An 18349-nucleotide genomic window follows, 5' to 3' on the forward strand; every position below is an offset into this window, starting at 1 on the left:
CGCCGCGACAGAGGTCGCGACTGCTGCTGAGATTGCTCAAGAGTGGGACAGTGCTTCCGTCGTCTACATTGCGACAGGCACCGGTTTTGCGGATGCTCTCGCCGGTGCCGCTCTCGCCGGATCACAAAAGGCACCGCTCTTCATCACTCCATCAAATTGCGTGCCGCAGTCAGTCCTGACAGCAATCACCAATCTCGACAACCCGAAGGTAGTACTGCTCGGTGGCATGGGAGTGCTCACCTCGTCAGTGGCAAGCCTGAAGGTCTGCAGCTAACACCGCACAACCAGTAGAGGGAGTGTGGTCCGCACCAGTGCGGGTCACACTCCTTTTGCTTGTGCAGAGCGCGGCACCACAATCACAAGGCGGTTGCTTTACTCAGTGCTCTATTCGATTGCTGCAAGTAGTTGGATGTCCGCGTACACCAACCCGTCCAAGCGCTGGTCGAGCGCTGGGTCAGCGCGGCAACCCGAGCACTGGGGAACTCAGCGAGCTTTTCGCGCAGAGCAGCCGCGGCACAGTAGCTCGGAGATCTCCTCGTGACCCGATCGGGCCACTAACCCGACGAGCATAAATGGCCTGTCCTGCCGACGCGCAGCAACTTCCTGAAGACGACAGTAGAGGGAGAAGCTCCGCACTCTGCGGGGCCGAAATTCGAGGAGATTGAGATGCCATTCATCCAGGTCAAGGTCATTGAGAACGTCTTCAGTGACGAGCAAAAGCAAGAAATGATTCGGAGCCTCACCGACGCCATGGTGGGAATCGAGGGCGAGAACATGCGCCCCGTCACATGGTGTGTCGTCGAAGAGGTGCGCAGCGGCAGCTGGGGCATTGCCGGCAACCCGCTTTCTACGGCAGACGTGAAAGCACTAGCAGCTGGCGTGAACGCCTGAGTCATCCGAACTCGCCGGGCCAGATCGGGCGCGGGCCTGACTGGCTGGCGAGCGAAGGACCATAATGAGGAGATGACGTCCCTTACGTCGGCACGCGAAGCTTTAGCTGCCGGTTCGTGGCAGGTCGCACGAACCGAATTTCTCGCTGCCGCTAAGGAAGATCACGACCCTCTTGCCTATGAGGGCTTAGCCCAAGCAGCTTGGTGGCTCGACGATGGCGAGGCCTGTGTCGGCTCACGCGAGTCCGCCTACCGACGTCATCGCGAACTTGGTGACTCGCTCGGAGCAGCCCGCGCGGCCACGAGTCTGGCGTGGGACTCCCTGCTGTTTGGCCACGGCGAAGCCGTAGCCCTCGGATGGTGGACTCGCGCAGCGTCACTCCTCGAAGGGCGCGCAGAGTCCCCTGAACACGGCTGGCACGCAGTGCGTGAAGCAGAACTGGCGATGGAAGTCGGCCACGACCCCGACCGCGCATTGGCGGCAGCAGTGCGAGCATCCGATATCGCACGCCGACTCGACATTGGCGACCTTGAAGTGGTCGGCATGGCCCTGCAGGGTGTAGCGATGACAAGCGCTGGGGACCTCGAGAACGGAATGGCCAAACTGGATGCCGCGGTGGCCGCAGCAACATCGGGGGACGTAGTTGATCCCATGTGGATGGGAAAAGTGTGCTGTTGGCTGATCGCCGCCTGCAACCAAAATAAGGATGTAACTCGTGCCGCTGACTGGTGTCGCCGCGTGGAAGCGATCTGTGTCGAACGCGATCTCGCTCCCCTCTTCACCGTGTGCCGTATCCAATACGCCTCCGTGCAGGTAGCGCGCGGATCGTGGCGCGAAGCCGAAGACGAACTAGTCGGCGTAATGAAACGACTCTCGTCATCCCAACGCGCTTCACGACTTGAGGCTGTCGTGCAGTTGGGAGAGCTTCGCCGACGCCAAGGTCGCTTCGATGAGGCCGAAGCCCTCTTTGCGCAGGCCGAATTTCATCCCCTCGCGATTACCGGGATCGCCCAGCTGCGTTTAGCCAGCGGCGATACCGCGAGCGCTTGGGCCGCTATCCGGGGGCTTCTCGAATGGCTGCCGCAGAACAGTCGCATTGTTCGAGCAGATGTTCTCTATCTCGCCGTAATCATCGCTCACGCCGCAGCCAAGACCGAGCAGGCACAACTCTTTGCGAATGAACTTCGCCACACCGCCGAACTCACGCGCACCGACTCGCTCATGGCATCCGCGTCTGCCGCCGCCGCCGCGCTCGCCCCACCAGCCGCCGCCGTTCCACTACTGATCGAAGCCGTGCGACGCTACAACGCCGCAGGATTACGCTTCGACGAGGCTCACACTCGCCTGGCCCTCGCGCAGGCTTTGCTCGCAACAGGCGATACGACCGCAGCCCAACGCCATCTCGCCCTCGCAACAGAAGTTCTTACCGAACTATCGGCGTTCCACGATCTCGCCCACGCGCGCAGACTCGCTACTGCCGCGGGTGATGCATCCGCTGAACCGACCGATAGACGGCTCTCTGCCAGAGAACTCGAAGTACTACGGTTGGTTTCGCAAGGACTGAGCAACCCCGAAATCGCGGCATCTCTGATGCTGAGTGAGCACACCGTGCACCGTCACGTTGCTAACATCCTCACCAAGCTCGACCAGACCTCGCGCACCGGTGCTGCCTCGTACGCTATTCACTCCGGGATGCTGTAGCCGGCCCCGGCTGTCACAGTCGCGGATGAGTCGCGAGCTGCCGCCACCGCCCCGTGTGTTCGTCTCGCATCCACGTGGCATCAGCAACGGGATGCGTCACAACATCGGTGAACCAGTAAGTTTCGTCGGGATTCCACCCGGCAATGACACTCGCGAAGCCGTCGTCGAGCGGGATAACGACTCCGGCAGCAGAGAGATAAGCCGCGAGAGTAAGGTGCACCGCGTCGAAATCGTGGGCGACCCTCGACCAGTCAGGCATCATCCATTTGCCGCTACGGCCTGTGGTGCGGTACCAGTCGTGGCGCCGGGTAGCGGTGATCTCGAGCGGGTACCGCCGGCAAAGTTCGGCCCACGACTCTGCAGCAACAATTTCGAACACACGCGGAGTGCCTTCGTAGGCCACCGAGTGTATGTCCGCCGGTTCTTCGTCGGAGCGATCTTCGACCAGCCAGAGCCCGACCGGGCCTAGATCGGGCAGCGCCCGCGTTGTCGCGGTAAGCCCGAACGGTGGCCGCGACCACCAGCCACCCGAATCATCAGCGGTGGGATCTGCCAGGCGATCTCGAAAATTGACCGCCCACTGCTGCGGCGCCACGGGGTCACTCCACCACTCGATCATCGGCGACGTCACGATGTGCTCCGCGACGCGCATCAGCGAACGCTCGAGGCGGGAATCCGCTAAAAGTTCGTCTCTGCCATCGGGTTCTTGCCAATAGCGTGCGCTATCCACAGAAGCGGCGCAGGCTTCAAGAGCCTCGGCGATACCGATCGGGGTCAGCGGGATGCTGTCGAGGGCTTCGGCAATGTCCTCGACGCTTGGCTCGGGAAGCGGATCGGGAATGCCCCAGCCGAAGATAGCTCCCCCTTGCCCTCGTGCCTTCTCCAGATGATGGGCCGCATAGACAAGAAGGTATCCGAGCGATGCCGCTGCCGGGATTGCCCCCTCCGGGTCGTGCTGAGCCACAGCAACACAAAGACGACGGCCGCGCGGTCCCGACAGAAGCGTGCGAGCATCCAAAGGCATGACGCCAGCCTAAATCTCGAAGCCCGCAGAATGAAGCTTTACTCGGGAATGAAATTAGTGATCTCAGGCTTGAGGGCTACTTTGTGGCGGGGAAATCATCCTTACGACGGACCCCGCAACGCGAGTGCGCTCGTACACTTAAGACATGATTGAAATTCAAGGATTGACCAAGAGGTATGGCGCCAAAACTGCCGTCGATAACATCACCGCGACCATCCGTCCCGGTCTCGTCACCGGCTTCCTCGGCCCGAACGGCGCCGGCAAGTCCACCACCATGCGCACCATCATCGGCCTCGACCGCCCCGATTCTGGCTCGGTCACCGTGAACGGCAAAAAGTACGCCCAACACCACAACCCCATGCACGAAGTGGGTGCGCTGCTCGACGCGAAAGCAATCCACACCGGGCGCACCGCCTACAACCACCTCCTCGCCATGGCCGCCACCCACGGCATCGGCAAAGCACGCGTGCACGAAGTCATTGCAATGACCGGCCTCGAGTCTGTTGCCAAGAAGCGCGTCGGCGGCTTCTCGCTCGGCATGGGCCAACGCCTCGGTATCGCCGCAGCGCTCCTCGGTGATCCCCAAACCCTGATCCTCGATGAGCCAGTCAACGGCCTCGACCCCGAAGGCGTCATGTGGGTGCGCAAGCTCACGAGACAACTCGCCTCAGAGGGCCGCACAATCTTCCTCTCCTCTCACCTCATGAGCGAGATGGCACAGACGGCCGACCATCTCATCGTGCTCGGGCGCGGTCGCATCATTGCGGATGCCCCCGTCGGCGAGATTTTGGCACTAGCAACCGGAACCGCAGTGCGGGTTCGCACACCGCAGGCCGCTGATCTCGCCAACCGCCTCGCTAGCAGCGACGTGACCGTCACCAGCCTCGAAGGTGACCTTCTGAACATTGCCGGGTTGGCATCCGCTCAGATTGGTGAGGTCGCAGCACAAGCGGGCATCGTGCTTCACGAGCTCACTCCGCTCGCCGCCTCGCTTGAGGATGCCTACCTAGAACTCACGCAAGACGACGTTGAATACCACTCGGAGGTTTCCCGATGACTAACACCACCCTTGAGGCTTCCCCCGCTGCGGCAGGTCAACGCTCTACACACTTGAGCTTCCTGCGCGTTGTGCGCTCCGAATGGATCAAGCTGCGCACGCTTCGCTCGACCGTGTGGTCGTTTGCGATCATCGTGCTGCTCACGGTCGGATTTGGCCTCCTCATGACAGCCACCATCGACACCTCGACAGGCCCTGCCCTTGACGTCGAAACGCAGAAATCATTCACGGTGATGGTGGCAACGCTTGGCGTGAACTTCACGCAGCTTGTCGCCGCCGTGCTTGGTGTGCTCATCATTAGCGGTGAATACACGACGGGCATGATCCGTTCAACGTTCGCGGCGGTGCCCAAAAGATTGCCGGCCCTCTTTGCGAAAGCGCTAGTGCTGGCGGTAGCCACGTTCGTGGTCGGTCTCCTCTCAATCGCCCTCACAGCACTGGTCACCGCGCCGATACTTGCGAGCAAGGGCGTTGAAGGGCAGCTTCTGGATGGCGACGTGATGCGTGCTCTCGTAGGCGGCGCCGGTTACCTGACCCTCATTGCGCTTCTGGCTTTCGGTTTCGGTGCGATTCTACGTAACAGCGCTGGTGGCATTGCGACTGTGTTGGGACTACTCCTGGTGGTGCCCACCGTGCTCTCCATCCTCGCGAGCGTGGCGCAAGTGGCGTGGCTCTACAACCTTTCGGCGCTACTGCCGTCATCCGCTGGCAGCCAAATGTATGCCATCGGCAGCGACTCCGCCGCGGGCGGCCCGCCCCTCGGAGGGATCGCCGACGAAGTACTCACCCTCGATCCGACCCAGGGCTTCCTCGTGCTGCTCGCCTGGGTTGTTGTACTGCTCATCGCCGCATCCGCGCTCATCAAGCGTCGCGACGCCTAGACGTTTCGACGGAGCAGAAGTTCGCCCGTCTCCTTCAGCCACACCGCTACCTCGGCTGAAGGAGGCGGGCGTTTGCCTTGCATAATGAGGAGATGAACCCACGCACGCGTTCGACTCCCATCGACGTGCGCCCGTATCAGCCAGCGGATGCGGCGCCGACGCTGGCAGTGTTCCTTTCTGCGGTCACCATCACGGCATCCGCTGACTACTCGCCGCAGCAGATTGCGGCGTGGGCACGAGCAGACGAGCGCGAGATACCTGTCTGGGATCAGTCGATGAGCGCCCGCAACAGTTTCGTCGCCCTGGTCGACGGTGAGATAGCGGGCTTCTCGGATGTGAGCTCGGATGGCTACATCGACATGATGTTCGTTTCTCCCCAGCACTCGCGCCAGGGCGTCGCCGCTGCGCTACTCGACTTCATCGAGGTCATCGCCCGCGAGCGAGCGTGCCCGTCACTTTCCGCCAACGTGAGCGTCACCGCCCGGCCGTTCTTTGAACGGCAAGGCTTTCGCGTAGAAGCGGAACAGCATCCCGTGATGAACGGTGTTCCGCTGGTCAATTTTCGGATGACCAAGTCGCTCTGCAGTTCTTCGCCAGCGCGTCAGTGACATCGCAGGATGCTGCAGCACGCGTGTGAAACCACGTAGCCCTACCCCCTTACGCTGGTTGAGACCCGTGGCTACGCTGAAGTTATGAGCGAACACGAGCACGCGAAAGGCGAAGACGAGACGTCTGCCCCTGGAGGCTACGTCGGATTCATCGATTGGCTGAACGAAAAACTGTTCCCAATTTTGGGCACCCCCGATCTGGGTCCCTACGACGCCGTCGTCGAAAAGGTGGCTGATGCAGTCTGTCCCGTGTGCGGAAGGCCGATATCTGAACACTTCATCGACCATTCCACACCGAACACAATTCTCAATTGCCCTATTGCGCACAAACCGGAGCCGGTGGATAACTCACCGCTGAATGAACTCGGAATGGACATCCCTTCCACCGAGAGCTAAACCGCTCGATGGGGCGGTAACAACGCCATAAAGTGGGGATTATGGCATCCGTTACTCCCCCGCTGTCCACGACAGGACGGCCCATCGTGACCCTGACGATCAACCCTGCGCTCGACATCAGCACGTCGACTCCGCGGGTGATCAAGGATCACAAGATGCGCTGCGGCCCCAGCCGGATCGACCCTGGCGGAGGCGGCGTGAATGTGGCGCGCACCATCCACAAACTCGGCGGAGACGCGCTTGCGATCTACGCTGCGGGAGGACTCACGGGAGCCACCTATCAACAATTGCTCGAAGCGGAAGGTGTGCCAAGCCTTGCAGTACCCATAGCGGGCACGACTCGAGAGAGCTTCACCGTTGACGAAAATGATTCGGGGCAACAGTTTCGGTTCGTGTTGCAGGGGCCAGAGTTTTGCGAAGCCGAGTGGCAACGCGGCCTTGCAACGCTAGAAACAGCGATCATTCCCGGTGGCTATGTTGTGGCCAGTGGCAGCCTGCCCCCGGGAGTGCCCACCGATTTCTACGCCCAAGTGGCTCGGTTAGCGCACCAGAAGGGTGCACGCTCGATCATCGATACCTCTGGCGATGCGCTCAAGGATGCCCTTACCGAAGGCGTCTACCTCGTGAAGCCGAGCCTGCGCGAACTGAGCGAACTTGTCGGCCGAGAACTCACCACCGAACAGAGTGAAGTGGATGCCGCCGCCGAGCTCGTCGCTCGCGGCTCCGCCCAGCTCGTTGCTCTCACTCTGGGCGAAGCAGGCGCTGTGCTTGCGTCGGCTGCTGGCGTCATCCGTTTGCCCGTGCCTCAGGTGCAAGTGCAGAGTGCCGTTGGTGCGGGCGATGCGTTTCTTGGAGCCTTCGTGTGGCGACTGTCGCAGGGGCGCGATCCGGAGGCTGCGTTTCGTTCCGCCGTTGCGGCAGGCAGCGCAACGGCAGCGAAGCCAGCAACCGAGATGTGTGCCCTCGCCGAGGTGGAGGCCCTCGAAAAGCTCCTCCCCGAGGCCACGCGTTACTAGTTGTGAATAGCCCCGGTTACCGCCAAACCCTGTGTGAGAGAATCAACCATGGCTGAATCGTGGCGTCGCACACCGACCGAAAGTCCTGTCACTTTTGAGATCGACACCGCAGCATCCATTCCTCCGTTTGAGCAGATCAAAGCTCAAGCGATCGCCCAGATCACGAGCGGCGAGCTTCTGGCCGGCACCAAGCTAGCCACGGTGCGTCAACTCGCCATCGATCTCGGCATCGCCCCCAACACGGTGGCGCGCGCCTACCGCGAGCTCGAAGCCGACGGCTTTCTGCACTCGCGCGGCCGCAACGGCACCGTCGTAAAAGCCCAGCCCGGCGATGCCGCAGCGCTTCTCCAACTCGACGCCCGGGCGTATGCCAACCGCGCAGCCGAGCTCGGCATCAGCGCCGACGAAGCGCAACGCTTCGTCGCTATCGCCCTCAAGGGCTAGTCGGCCAGATCTACCGCAGCACGTCGAGCTGGCGCAGCAGCTCGAACTACCGCAGCACTCCAAGTTCGCGCGCTTTCGAGACCGCAGCGGTTCGCGATGACACGTTCAGCTTCGAAAAAATGTGCACTAGGTGCGACTTCACCGTCGTTTGCGAGACAAAGATTTCTCCGGCAATCACCGCATTCGACATTCCGGCGGCGACGCGCTCCAGCACCTCGATCTCGCGCTTGCTCAGGCTCACTTGCGGAGCCCGCATCCGGTCGAGCAATCGGCCAGCGATCACGGGAGCCAAAGCGCTCTCGCCCGCAGCCGCAGCACGAACGGCCGCGATCAACTCATGCGGTGGGGCGTCCTTGAGCAGGTACCCGCTGGCCCCGGCTTCTACGGCCCCCAGGATGTCGCCATCGGTGTCGTAGTTGGTGAGAACCAACACGTAGGGGGCAGCGTCGAGCGCGCGGATGCGGCGCGTGACATCCGCGCCTGACTCCAGTTCGCCGAACTGTAGATCCATCAAAATCACGCTCGGGTTCGCCGACTGCACGAGCGCAAAAGCCTCATCCGGCGTGGCCGCTTCCCCCACAACCATGAGGTCGGTTTCGTGTTCGAGCAAGGCACGCAAGCCGGCGCGGACGACCGGATGATCGTCAGCAATCGCCACGCGGATCATGCCGTCTCCCCCGCCGTTGGGCTTAGCAGCAGCTCGACCGCCACCGTGGTGCCAGCGCCGGGGCTCGACTCCACCGTCAACGTGCCACCCAGCTGTTCGACCCGTTCGCGGGTTGCCGTCAGTCCGAAAGAATCAGTGAACCCTCGAGCCGATGCTGCCTCCGCACGTTCGGGATCGAACCCTCGGCCGTTGTCGGCGATCGTGAGCCGCACATCCGAATCATTGCGCTCGATCGAGATCGTGGCCTGCGTTGCGTCCGAGTGCTGCACGACATTCGCCATCGCCCCCTGAGCGATGCGCAATAGCGCGGTCTGCACGGGCATCGGCAGGTCAAGAGCATCCGCCACCCGCACCCGGATCTCACGCTCGGGGGTCTGCCACTGGGTTTCAGCGAGACGACGCAAAGCTGCGCCCATCCCCTGCTCTACGAGTGCCGCCGGGGCAAGCTCGCGAATGAAATTACGAGTGTCGGCGAGATTGGCGGCCGCTGTCTCACGGGCAAGGCGCACGTGTTCGAGGCCCGCAGCATCCGGGTCAGCACGTTCAGCAGCATGCAGCAGCATCTGGATGCTCGACAGCCCCTGTGCGACGGTGTCATGAATCTCGCGCGCAAGTCGCGCTCGCTCCGCTAGCACCCCGGATTCGCGCTCGGTCTGCGCCAGCTGGTCGCGCGTCTCAAGGAGTTGCTTCACCAACAGTTCGCGGTCTGCAGCCTCAGCGGCGAGTGACTTGTAGCCAAGACCAATCACAATCGCAACGCCCGCTCCGACGAGTGGCCCCACAACGCCACCCACGGTCCATTCGCTGTGAAGACCAAGCGCCGCGATGGCCAGCAACGTCGAACCCAACACCGCGAGGGTGCGCCAGCCGCGAGGCAACAAGTGCAGATAGAGAAAGAACAGGGGAAACACCAGGTAGGCGGCATCCGGACTCAACCACACCAGCACGAGCCATTCTGCCGACAAGACCAGCGCCCACAGGTAGGCCGTCACCGACTGCGCGCTCGCCCCCGAACTCATCGCGTGCCGCGCCAGATAACCGCCGAAACCGTAAGTGATGAGCAACAGCGCCGCGAGCGCAATCACCGCCACCATGTTCGGGTTGCCATCGACAAGAGCACGCACCACCACGAGCACAGTCAAAGCGACAAAGAGGATGTGCAAACTGGTGCGCAACCCCACAAAAACGGGGGTCAACGCGGTGTGGCTCATAATTCGACCCTACTGCCGTGCACGAGTGCTTCTATCCATCGAAAGGATGATTGTGCCCTCCGTACTAAGCGCCACGAAAGGTACTCTCCCGGGCGATGCCCTACCGCGCCCAGACGAGGAGGCTGGTTACTGTCGCATTCGTCGACGCCGAAAGGACTCCCCATGTTTGTTGCCTGGCGCGATCTGCGCTTCGCCCGCGGACGATTCGTGCTCATTGGCACCGTTGTCGCCCTCATCACTTTGCTCGTGGGATTCTTGAGCGGCCTCACTGGTGGGCTCGCTGCCCAGAACATTTCGGGAGTGCTCTCACTCCCCGCCGACCAGCTCGTGTTCGCAACCCCCAGCAGCAAGGGCGCCGATGAGGCGAGCTTCTCTGACTCTGATGTCACCGAGACGCAGGCCACCATCTGGGCTGCTGCTGACGGTGTCGAATCGGCCAACCCGATCGGCGTCTCCCAGACGAAGGCAGAATCGCCCGATTCCAGCACCGCCATCGCTATCTTCGGCGTTGTCGCCGACTTCGATGAGACGGCCCCGAGCGCCGACGGCAAGGTCGGCCTCTCAGAGGATGCCGCCACCGGCCTTGATGTCACCACCGGTGACACCATCACCATCGCCGGCACCGACTACACGGTCGAGAAGGTCAGCGGAAACTGGTGGTACAACCACACCCCCGTCGTGCAGATGACTCTCGAAGACTGGCAGGGCTACTCGGCCACGACCGGCAACCCCGACGCGTATGCGACCGCCATTGCGGTCACGGGCGACGCGGACTGGGATGCCATCAATAGTGAAGCAGACACCCTCAGCAATTCGGTGGTGTTGTCTCTCACTGCCGTCAGCTCGTTCCGCTCAGAAATCGGTTCGCTGCTGCTCATGGTCGCCATGCTGTTCGGAATCTCTGCCCTCGTCATCGGTGCGTTCTTCACGGTGTGGACGATGCAGCGCAAGGCTGACATCGCCGTACTCAAGGCGCTCGGAGCATCCACTGCTTCACTCGTTCGCGACGCGCTGGGTCAAGCCCTCATCGTGCTGTTGATCGGCGTTGGCATCGGCATCGGAGTTACCGCCATTCTCGGGGCCCTCCTGGGTGACGCTTTGCCGTTCATCCTGAGCCCCCTCACCACCCTGTTGCCGGGCTTCATCATGATTGCGCTCGGCCTTGCCGGCGCCGCTTTCGCGCTTCGTTCCGTCACCACCGCCGACCCCCTCACCGCCCTTGGGAGCACCCGATGATTCAGCTCAACAACGTCACGCTCACCTTCCCCGACGGCGACGGCCGCGTCACCGCGGTCGACCACGTCACCCTCAGCGCACGCCCCGGCACCGTCACCGGCATCACCGGGCCAAGCGGCTCTGGCAAGTCGAGCCTGCTCGCCGTTGCTGCCACCCTCATCCGCCCCGACTCCGGTCAGGTCATGATCGATGACGTGGATGCCGCCCAACTGTCGGCCACCGAGGCGACGGTGTTGCGTCGCGACGCCATCGGCATTGTCTTTCAGCAGGCCAACCTGCTGCCCTCATTGACTGCGCTCGAACAGCTCGCCGTGATGAACGAACTGGGTGCGCCGCACAGCCGCGGCCGCCGTGCCGCTGTGCGCACGCACGCTACCGAGCTGCTTGAATCGGTGGGTCTTGGTGACCAGATGCACAAGCGCCCGCACCAGTTGTCGGGCGGTCAGCGTCAACGCATCAACATCGCACGCGCTCTCATGAACGACCCGAAGGTGCTACTCGTCGACGAACCCACGAGCGCACTCGACCAGGAGCGCGGTGCGAGCATCATCGACCTCATCTTGCGCCTTACTGACGAACGCAACACGTCAACGCTGCTCGTCACCCACGACCTCGTTCACTTGCCGCGGATGCACGCCGTCATGAACATGGTCGATGGGGCTCTCACCACAGTGCGCAGCGAAGAACTCGCAGCCACGCACTAGCAACCACCCGGCTCGTGTGAGCTAGTGCCCGATCTCGTCGGAGTCAGCGCCCGACCCCGGCACATCGATTGCCGCGATCGCTTCAAGGTCGCGGGAGTCGAGCTCGAAATCGAAGATCGCAATGTTGTCGGCCAGCCTCTCGGGGTTGGCCGACTTCGGGATCGCGACAAGCCCGTTCTGCAGGTGCCAGCGCAGCGCAATCTGCGCCGCTGAGCGCTCGTGCTTGGCCGCAATCTCCAGCAACACCGGCTGGTCGAGAACACCCTTGATGGGGCTCCACGCTTCCGTGACGATTCCGCGGGAGTCGTGATAGGCGCGCTCCGTCAGGCGAGCGTTAGTCGGCGAGAGGTCGACCTGGTTCACGGCCGGAACGGTAGCGCCAGCATCCGCCAGCACCTCAAGGTGGGTCGGCTTGAAGTTGGAGACACCAATCGACCGCGCAAAACCGTCGGCTTGCAGCTTCTCGAAGGTGCGCCAGGTCGAGAGAAATTCGCCGCGGTCGGGCAGGGGCCAGTGGATCAGCAGCAGGTCAACGTAGTCGAGGTCAAGGCGCTCAAGGCTGCCACGAAGACCCTCAATCGCAAGGTCGTCGCCCTGAAATTCGCCATCAAGTTTGGTGGTCACAAAGAGTTCGTCGCGGTCAATGCCACTGCGACGGATGCCCTCGCCCACGCCCGCTTCGTTGCCGTATCTCACGGCCGTATCGATGTGGCGGTACCCGAGCTCGATGGCGGTCGGAACCACGACAGCAACTTCAGCATCGCTGAGCGGCCACGTGCCGAGACCAAGCTGGGGGATGCTGTGGCCGTCGTTGAGAGGAATCGAGGGGATCATCCTCTTAGGCTAAACGACGCTCAGGACAGTGCGCGGGGACTCGCTGTAACGAATCCCCGCACACCCTGTGAGTTCTTTAGACCTCGAGCGCGGCCATGGCCAGATCGGGGTTTCCGAAGCGGTGTGCTGTGATCGACAGTGACTGCTCTTGCAGGAAGATCAGCAGTTCGACTCGACCGGATGTCGTGACTTCGCCCGACCACACCGCGACGTCAGGGTTTCCGCCAACGGCTTCTGCGATATCGACAGGGGAACCACCGATGAGGCGCACGCGGCTGGTCTTCAACTCGCCCTTGGCCGCACGCTCGTTCCAGCGAGCATCCGACTCAACACGAACCTGAGCAACCGAGACGCCGGCATTTGCCGACTCGAACGATTCAGTGAGCAGCGACGGCAACGGGATAGCGGAGCTGATGTGAATGGTCGCGCCGACACGAGCGGCACCGGCGATCATCCGCACCAGGTGGCCCATCGGTTCGCCCTCTGACAGGCGAATGGTGACGGGTACCGGGCGGTAGCGGAAGACGTTGCGCTCGACGCCGAGGTCTGAGACATCACGGCTGACGCCGAACTCGGTCTCCCACGCGCGCTGGTCGCTTTCGGCGGCGCGACGAACACGGTCGAACTCGTCGAATTCCATGCCCGACTGTGCCTTCTTGATAACCGAAGAGACCTGGTCGCTGAGACCGCGGACTTGAATGTCGCGAGCGGCGGGCTGCTCGACGGCCTTCCACTGTCCGAGTGTCATCAGGTAGTTGGGTCCGCCAGCCTTGGCGTGGCAGCCAACGGCTGAACGCTTCCACCCACCGAAGGGCTGGCGGCGAACAATGGCGCCCGTGATTCCGCGGTTGACGTAGGCGTTTCCGGCCTGAACTTCATCGAGCCAGCGTGCGACCTCTGTGGGGTCGAGCGAGTGGATGCCCGCCGTCAGTCCGTAGTCCACGGCGTTCTGCATCTCGATCGCTTCGGTGAGGTTCTTAGCGCGCATCACGCCGAGAACGGGCCCGAAGTATTCGGTCATGTGGAACTCGCTGCCGGGGACAACACCGGTGCGAACTCCGGGAGTCCACTGCTTGCCTTCGTCATCAAGCTGACGTGGCTTTACGAGCCAGCTCTCACCGGGAGCGAGAGTCGTGAGTGCACCAAGCAGCTTGCCCTGAGCAGGCTCAACGATCGGGCCCATCATGGTGAGAGGGTCCTGAGGGAGACCGACGCGCAGAGTGCGCACCGAGTCAACAAGCTGACGCTCGAAACGTTCGCTCTTACCAACCGAACCGACCAAGATCACGAGCGAGGCTGCCGAACACTTTTGCCCAGCGTGGCCGAAGGCGCTCTTGGTGACGTCGGCGACGGCGAGATCGAGGTCTGCGCTCGGCGTCACGATGATGGCGTTCTTGCCACTGGTCTCCGCGAGAATCGGCAGGTCATTGCGCCAAGAACGGAACATGGCGGCAGTTTCCCACGCCCCCGTCAGGATGACGCGGTCAACAGCGGGGTCGGCAATCATGACGCGACCGAGTTCACGATCCTTCAGATCAACGAAGGCGAGCACTTCACGCGGCACGCCCGCTTCCCAGAGCGCTTCGACCATTACGGCGGCGCTGCGCTGCGAAAGCTTCGCTGGCTTGATGATGACGCCACTGCCCGAGGCGAGTGCCGAAAGCACGCTGCCGGCGGGAATGGCAACCGGGAAGTTCCACGGCGGAGTAACGATGATGAGCTTTGACGGCACGAACGTGGCATCGTCGATCGCTTCAAGGTCGAGAGAGCGCTCGGCGTAGTAGTGCGCGAAGTCAATCGCTTCGCTGACCTCTACGTCACCTTCGGCGATCGTCTTGCCGGCTTCGGTAGCCATTACCTCGATGAGGCGGGCACGCGAGGCTTCGATCGCGTCGCCGGCGCGGTGCAAGATTGCGGCGCGTTCTGCGGCGGGCCTGCTACCCCAGTTCGCTCCGGCAGTGGTGACGGAACTGAGGATGCTCTTCATCTGCTCAGGGGTACTGACAGCGCCAGCCTTAACAGTGTCAATGCCGAGTTGTGAGTCGCCGCTGCGCGCCAGGATTGCACGACCCCACGTGCGGTTTTCGCCAATGGCCTGGTCAGTATCTGCGACGTTGTTGAACGGGCGGTCGCCGATGAGCGCGGCGGGCTGGTTGCGGTCCTGCACCCGGTTGGATACCTGTGCTGGTGCATCGAGGTTCGCGAGCGACGCCAAGAAGCGGTCCTGCTCGCGCACGAAGATGTGTTCGTTGCTGGAAAGCTCGAACAGTCCAGACATGAAGTTCTCGGTGCTGGCGTTCTCTTCGAGGCGGCGCACGAGGTAGCTGATGGCCGAGTCGAACTCGCTCGGCTGAACGACGGGCGTGTACAGCAGCAGGCTGCCGACATCCTTCCTGACTGCTTCGGCCTGGCCGGTAGCCATTCCGAGCAGCATTTCGAATTCGATGCCCTCGGTTACGCCACGCTCTTGAGCGAGGTGCCACGCGAATGCGATGTCGAAGAGGTTGTGGCCGGCAACACCGATGCGAACAGCGTCGATGTGCTCGGGGGTGAATGCCCAATCGAGCACGCGCTTGTAGTGAGTGTCACTGTCTTGCTTGGTTCCCCACGTAGCCATCGGCCAGTGGTGAGTTACCGCGTCGACGTGTTCCATCGCGAGGTTGGCGCCCTTAACAACGCGCACCTTGATGTTGGCGCCGCCGCGAGCGCGACGAGCCGTTGACCAACGGGTCAGTTCCTGCAGCGCCGTGAGGGCATCCGGCAGGTACGCCTGAAGCACGATGCCCGCTTCAAGTTCGAGCAGTTCTGGCTGGTCGAGAAGCTTCTCGAAGACCGCGATCGTAAGGTCGAGGTCTTTGAATTCTTCCATGTCGAGGTTGATGAACTTCTTCGACGGCGAGCGCAAGGCAAGCAAGTAGAGCGGGGTGAGGCGGTCAACAACACGGTCGACAGTCTCATCGAAAGCCCACATGGAAAGCTGCGACACGACTGACGACACCTTGATGGAAACGTAGTCAACGTCATCCCGGTTCAGGAGGGCGCGCGTTCCGGCGAGACGGTTGTCGGCTTCGTCGTCACCGAGCACGGCTTCACCGAGCAGGTTGAGGTTCAGGTTGACGCCTTCACGACGAAGGTGCACGAGAGCCTTGTCGAGCTTCGCTGGGGTCGCGTCGATGATGAGGTGGCCAACCATGCCGCGGAGCACGCGGCGAGCGATCGGAACGATGATCCACGGAAGCAGGGGCGCGAAGCCACCGCCGACGAGGATGGCGAAGCGGAGGTACCACGGCAGGAACGCCGGGATGATGTGGGTGAGGCGCTCGAGGTTGCGGCCGGCGACACGCAAATCTTCGGGGCGAACCACGGTGTCGATGAAGCCGAGAGTGAACTCGAGTCCGTTCGGATCCTTCAGTACGCCAGCGAGGCGCGTGGCGCTCGCATCGGTCGGAAACTCTTCACTTTCAGCCAGCCAGCGACGAACGGTGGCTACCGTTTGGTCGGCAATCTGCTGGTGTGAAGCATCGAGGTTGTCGGTAGAAGTTGACATGCTCACGAGAATAGGCCTCCGAACGGGGATTGGGCTGGAACTCTCAGTGTGCGCCCGGGAGTGCCTTTAGCAAAAGCGACGGAAATCGCAGGGTTTCAGTTAGAATTAGTTAACGATTGGCGGAGAAATGCTCGACGTAAGACGGCTGCGACTTTTGCGAGAACTCAAGCTTCGCGGCACCATCGCCGCAGTGGCAAACGCCCTCAGTTACACGCCGTCTGCAGTCTCTCAACAGCTCGCTCTTCTCGAAGAAGAAGCGCGGGTTCCGCTGCTCGTCAAAGCGGGTCGACGGGTGCAACTCACCCCCGAAGCCGAGCTGCTTGTTGAGCACACCGTTGCCCTCCTCGAACGCCTCGAACTCATGGAAGCAGAGATCCATTCCTCGCTCACTGAAGTGCGCGGAAAAGTACGTCTCGCTGTATTCCAATCGGCAGCGCTCGGCATCATTCCGCAAGCGCTCAGCATCATCGCGAACGAGCATCCCCAACTGCGCATCGAGATGACCCAGCGCGAGCCCGAAAGCGCCCTCTTCGAAACCTGGACGCGAGAGTTCGACCTCGTGATCGCCGAACAGTATCCCGGCCATGCCGCACCCCGGCATCCCGATCTCGACATGCTCCCCCTCTATGCCGACGAACTCTCGCTCGCTGTTCCTCACGAAAGCGGAATCATGAGTCTCGCCGACACCACCCAGAGTGCCTGGGTGATGGAACCCCGAGGCACCGCATCCCGCCACTGGGCAGAACAGCAGTGCCGCCGCGCAGGCATAGAGCCCGACGTGCGCTACGAAACCGCCGACCTTCAGGCCCACATTCGTCTCGTTGAATCAGGCCACGCGACGGCGATCTTGCCCGGTCTGGTCTGGGGAACTCGCACGCCGACCGTCGCGTTGCGGCCGATGCCCGGCCTTCCCCGACGCACCGTCTTTACGTCGGTGCGCGACTCGAGCGTCAGCCGGCCATCGATTGTGGCGTGCCGAGAAGTGCTTGAGCGAGTCGTTCTCGCGCTCGCGCCGGAGTAGCCGCGACGGCTGTGTTGGCGACTGAGGCTGCTGCAGTCGCTCTGGTCGCTGCAGCGACGAAACCTAGCTACGCAGAATCGCGGATGACGAGCTCGGTATCGAGGGTCGTCACGGTGTCGACTGGTCGGTTTTCAATCAGGCCGACAATCATTTCGGCCATGCGTCGGCCCATCTCGACGGAGGGTTGGCGCACTGTCGTCAGCGGCGGAGTCGCGGTGCTCCCATAGTTGTCGTCGTCGAAACCAACCACGGCGATATCGGCAGGCACGGAGAGCCCGGCTTCGCGGATCGCCGAGTAGGCGCCGATGGCCATCTGGTCGTTGGCCGCGAAGATGCCGTCGATGGGCTCACCGCGGGCGAGCAGTCGACGCATTGCTTCTGCTCCGGAGGGCGGCGAGAAGTCGCCGACTTCAACGAGATCGCTCGTGAGTCCGTGCTTGCCGAGAGTGGAGTGGAAGGCAGAAAGGCGGTCTACGCCCGGGGGCATATCTTGCGGGCCGGCGATCGTAGCTAGCTTGGTGCGGCCGGAAGCGATCAAATGCTCAACGGCGGTGCAGGCACCAGCGAAGTTGTCGACATCCACGTAGTAGTTGTCGCCGCTAACGTCGCTGAGCGGGCGCCCACCGAACACGACAGGCAAGGTGCGGCTGAGCTCAGAGTAGGAGTGGTCGCCCGTGTGGTGCGAGACCACCAGAGCGCCATCGACGTTGCCGCCGAGGAGGTAGCGCCGCGTCTTGTGTGATGCGGCGCCTGACTCGATGATCATGTTGAGCGTGTAATCCGTGTCTTCGAGATAGAGCGCAACGCCCTGAACGACCGCCGCGAAGAAGGGGTCATCGAAGACCTTGGCTGCCGATTCCGGAACCACCATCGCGATGGCCTGCGTCTTGCGACTCACGAGCGAACGGGCAGCGCGATTGGGCACGTAGTTGAGCTCGTCGATGGCGGCCTGAACGACAGTGGCGACATCCGGGCTCACCTTAGGAGAACCGTTGACCACGCGAGACACGGTGGCGCGCGAAACGCCTGCCTGTGCCGCCACCATTTCGAGTGTTGGCATGGCCCCGCTGCGCAGTTTCTCCGCCACGAGCTCGCTCTCTATTAGAAGGTC

At 62.4% G+C, this 18349-nt stretch carries 17 protein-coding genes and 1 pseudogene; 12 read left to right on the forward strand and 6 right to left on the reverse strand.

The window, feature by feature from the left end; all coding sequences use genetic code 11:
* Nucleotides 1–16: 16 nt before the first annotated feature.
* The 3 genes and pseudogenes from I6E51_RS14610 to I6E51_RS00645 all read left to right on the forward strand — a co-directional run.
* Nucleotides 17–274: pseudogene (locus tag I6E51_RS14610) on the forward strand (cell wall-binding repeat-containing protein); the annotation flags it as partial.
* 392 nt (nucleotides 275–666) lie between these two features.
* On the forward strand, nucleotides 667–891 hold the full coding sequence (locus I6E51_RS00640) for a tautomerase family protein (protein ID WP_197109106.1): 225 nt from the start codon (nucleotides 667–669) through the stop codon (nucleotides 889–891).
* A 72-nt stretch (nucleotides 892–963) separates the two neighbouring features.
* Nucleotides 964–2592, forward strand: a complete 1629-nt coding sequence (locus I6E51_RS00645) for a LuxR C-terminal-related transcriptional regulator (RefSeq protein ID WP_197109107.1) — start codon at nucleotides 964–966, stop codon at nucleotides 2590–2592.
* Nucleotides 2593–2605: 13 nt separating this feature from the next.
* On the opposite strand, the gene I6E51_RS00650 is transcribed toward I6E51_RS00645, so the two are convergent.
* A complete protein-coding gene (locus I6E51_RS00650; protein ID WP_197109108.1) occupies nucleotides 2606–3616 on the reverse strand; it encodes a hypothetical protein in 1011 nt (336 codons plus the stop codon).
* A 145-nt stretch (nucleotides 3617–3761) separates the two neighbouring features.
* On the opposite strand from I6E51_RS00650, the gene I6E51_RS00655 reads away from it, so the two are divergent.
* From I6E51_RS00655 to I6E51_RS00680, 6 genes are all read left to right on the forward strand, one after another.
* Nucleotides 3762–4673, forward strand: a complete 912-nt coding sequence (locus I6E51_RS00655; protein ID WP_197109109.1) for an ABC transporter ATP-binding protein — start codon at nucleotides 3762–3764, stop codon at nucleotides 4671–4673.
* Nucleotides 4670–5554, forward strand: a complete 885-nt coding sequence (locus I6E51_RS00660) for an ABC transporter permease subunit (RefSeq protein ID WP_197109110.1) — start codon at nucleotides 4670–4672, stop codon at nucleotides 5552–5554. The genes I6E51_RS00655 and I6E51_RS00660 overlap by 4 nt, the downstream gene beginning before the upstream one ends.
* Nucleotides 5555–5646: 92 nt before the next feature.
* A complete protein-coding gene (locus I6E51_RS00665; RefSeq protein ID WP_197109111.1) occupies nucleotides 5647–6162 on the forward strand; it encodes a GNAT family N-acetyltransferase in 516 nt (171 codons plus the stop codon).
* A gap of 84 nt (nucleotides 6163–6246) precedes the next feature.
* Nucleotides 6247–6558 carry a hypothetical protein gene (locus tag I6E51_RS00670; RefSeq protein ID WP_231599611.1) on the forward strand — a complete coding sequence of 104 codons (312 nt, stop codon included), beginning with the start codon at nucleotides 6247–6249 and terminating at the stop codon, nucleotides 6556–6558.
* A 41-nt stretch (nucleotides 6559–6599) separates the two neighbouring features.
* The gene (locus I6E51_RS00675) at nucleotides 6600–7574 is read left to right on the forward strand and encodes a 1-phosphofructokinase family hexose kinase (RefSeq protein WP_197109112.1); all 975 of its coding nucleotides are present in this window, start codon (nucleotides 6600–6602) and stop codon (nucleotides 7572–7574) included.
* A 48-nt stretch (nucleotides 7575–7622) separates the two neighbouring features.
* A complete protein-coding gene (locus I6E51_RS00680) occupies nucleotides 7623–8018 on the forward strand; it encodes a GntR family transcriptional regulator (RefSeq protein WP_197109113.1) in 396 nt (131 codons plus the stop codon).
* Between the two features lie 46 nt (nucleotides 8019–8064).
* Here I6E51_RS00680 and I6E51_RS00685 read toward each other — a convergent pair whose 3' ends face one another.
* Nucleotides 8065–8685, reverse strand: coding sequence for a response regulator (locus I6E51_RS00685; RefSeq protein WP_197109114.1), 621 nt, complete (start codon nucleotides 8683–8685; stop codon nucleotides 8065–8067).
* Nucleotides 8682–9896: a sensor histidine kinase gene (locus I6E51_RS00690; RefSeq protein ID WP_197109115.1), complete on the reverse strand. Its 1215-nt coding sequence runs from the start codon at nucleotides 9894–9896 to the stop codon at nucleotides 8682–8684. Before I6E51_RS00690 ends, I6E51_RS00685 begins: the two co-directional genes overlap by 4 nt.
* 162 nt (nucleotides 9897–10058) lie before the next feature.
* Between I6E51_RS00690 and I6E51_RS00695 the strand changes: the two genes are divergently transcribed.
* The gene (locus I6E51_RS00695) at nucleotides 10059–11132 is read left to right on the forward strand and encodes an ABC transporter permease (RefSeq protein ID WP_197109116.1); all 1074 of its coding nucleotides are present in this window, start codon (nucleotides 10059–10061) and stop codon (nucleotides 11130–11132) included.
* Entirely contained in the window at nucleotides 11129–11836 is a 708-nt protein-coding gene (locus I6E51_RS00700; protein WP_197106970.1) for an ABC transporter ATP-binding protein, read from the forward strand. Before I6E51_RS00695 ends, I6E51_RS00700 begins: the two co-directional genes overlap by 4 nt.
* Before the next feature lie 21 nt (nucleotides 11837–11857).
* Here the strand turns inward: I6E51_RS00700 and I6E51_RS00705 are convergent, their stop codons facing one another.
* The gene (locus tag I6E51_RS00705) at nucleotides 11858–12670 is read right to left on the reverse strand and encodes an aldo/keto reductase (RefSeq protein WP_197106969.1); all 813 of its coding nucleotides are present in this window, start codon (nucleotides 12668–12670) and stop codon (nucleotides 11858–11860) included.
* A 76-nt stretch (nucleotides 12671–12746) separates the two neighbouring features.
* Nucleotides 12747–16217 (reverse strand): bifunctional proline dehydrogenase/L-glutamate gamma-semialdehyde dehydrogenase, encoded by a 3471-nt coding sequence (locus I6E51_RS00710; protein ID WP_197109117.1) that lies wholly within the window; start codon nucleotides 16215–16217, stop codon nucleotides 12747–12749.
* A gap of 127 nt (nucleotides 16218–16344) precedes the next feature.
* Here I6E51_RS00710 and I6E51_RS00715 point away from each other — a divergent pair, with 127 nt between their 5' ends.
* Nucleotides 16345–17238 (forward strand): LysR family transcriptional regulator, encoded by an 894-nt coding sequence (locus I6E51_RS00715; RefSeq protein WP_197106967.1) that lies wholly within the window; start codon nucleotides 16345–16347, stop codon nucleotides 17236–17238.
* A 67-nt stretch (nucleotides 17239–17305) separates the two neighbouring features.
* Here I6E51_RS00715 and I6E51_RS00720 read toward each other — a convergent pair whose 3' ends face one another.
* On the reverse strand, nucleotides 17306–18298 hold the full coding sequence (locus I6E51_RS00720) for a LacI family DNA-binding transcriptional regulator (RefSeq protein ID WP_197109118.1): 993 nt from the start codon (nucleotides 18296–18298) through the stop codon (nucleotides 17306–17308).
* Nucleotides 18299–18349: the final 51 nt, after the last annotated feature.

This window comes from Salinibacterium sp. NSLL17 (assembly GCF_015864935.1).
Lineage (GTDB): Bacteria > Actinomycetota > Actinomycetes > Actinomycetales > Microbacteriaceae > Rhodoglobus.

Bases quoted from the DNA above. Each gene is read 5' to 3' on its own strand.
- I6E51_RS00675 (WP_197109112.1), top strand. From the start codon at position 6,600: ATGGCATCCGTTACTCCCCCGCTGTCCACGACAGGACGGCCCATCGTG.
- I6E51_RS00640 (WP_197109106.1), top strand. From the start codon at position 667: ATGCCATTCATCCAGGTCAAGGTCATTGAGAACGTCTTCAGTGACGAG.
- I6E51_RS00715 (WP_197106967.1), top strand. From the start codon at position 16,345: ATGCTCGACGTAAGACGGCTGCGACTTTTGCGAGAACTCAAGCTTCGC.
- I6E51_RS00695 (WP_197109116.1), top strand. From the start codon at position 10,059: ATGTTTGTTGCCTGGCGCGATCTGCGCTTCGCCCGCGGACGATTCGTG.
- I6E51_RS00665 (WP_197109111.1), top strand. From the start codon at position 5,647: ATGAACCCACGCACGCGTTCGACTCCCATCGACGTGCGCCCGTATCAG.
- I6E51_RS00700 (WP_197106970.1), top strand. From the start codon at position 11,129: ATGATTCAGCTCAACAACGTCACGCTCACCTTCCCCGACGGCGACGGC.
- I6E51_RS00660 (WP_197109110.1), top strand. From the start codon at position 4,670: ATGACTAACACCACCCTTGAGGCTTCCCCCGCTGCGGCAGGTCAACGC.
- I6E51_RS00645 (WP_197109107.1), top strand. From the start codon at position 964: ATGACGTCCCTTACGTCGGCACGCGAAGCTTTAGCTGCCGGTTCGTGG.
- I6E51_RS00710 (WP_197109117.1), bottom strand. From the start codon at position 16,217: ATGTCAACTTCTACCGACAACCTCGATGCTTCACACCAGCAGATTGCC.
- I6E51_RS00685 (WP_197109114.1), bottom strand. From the start codon at position 8,685: ATGATCCGCGTGGCGATTGCTGACGATCATCCGGTCGTCCGCGCCGGC.
- I6E51_RS00705 (WP_197106969.1), bottom strand. From the start codon at position 12,670: ATGATCCCCTCGATTCCTCTCAACGACGGCCACAGCATCCCCCAGCTT.
- I6E51_RS00720 (WP_197109118.1), bottom strand. From the start codon at position 18,298: ATGCCAACACTCGAAATGGTGGCGGCACAGGCAGGCGTTTCGCGCGCC.
- I6E51_RS00670 (WP_231599611.1), top strand. From the start codon at position 6,247: ATGAGCGAACACGAGCACGCGAAAGGCGAAGACGAGACGTCTGCCCCT.
- I6E51_RS00650 (WP_197109108.1), bottom strand. From the start codon at position 3,616: ATGCCTTTGGATGCTCGCACGCTTCTGTCGGGACCGCGCGGCCGTCGT.
- I6E51_RS00655 (WP_197109109.1), top strand. From the start codon at position 3,762: ATGATTGAAATTCAAGGATTGACCAAGAGGTATGGCGCCAAAACTGCC.
- I6E51_RS00680 (WP_197109113.1), top strand. From the start codon at position 7,623: ATGGCTGAATCGTGGCGTCGCACACCGACCGAAAGTCCTGTCACTTTT.
- I6E51_RS00690 (WP_197109115.1), bottom strand. From the start codon at position 9,896: ATGAGCCACACCGCGTTGACCCCCGTTTTTGTGGGGTTGCGCACCAGT.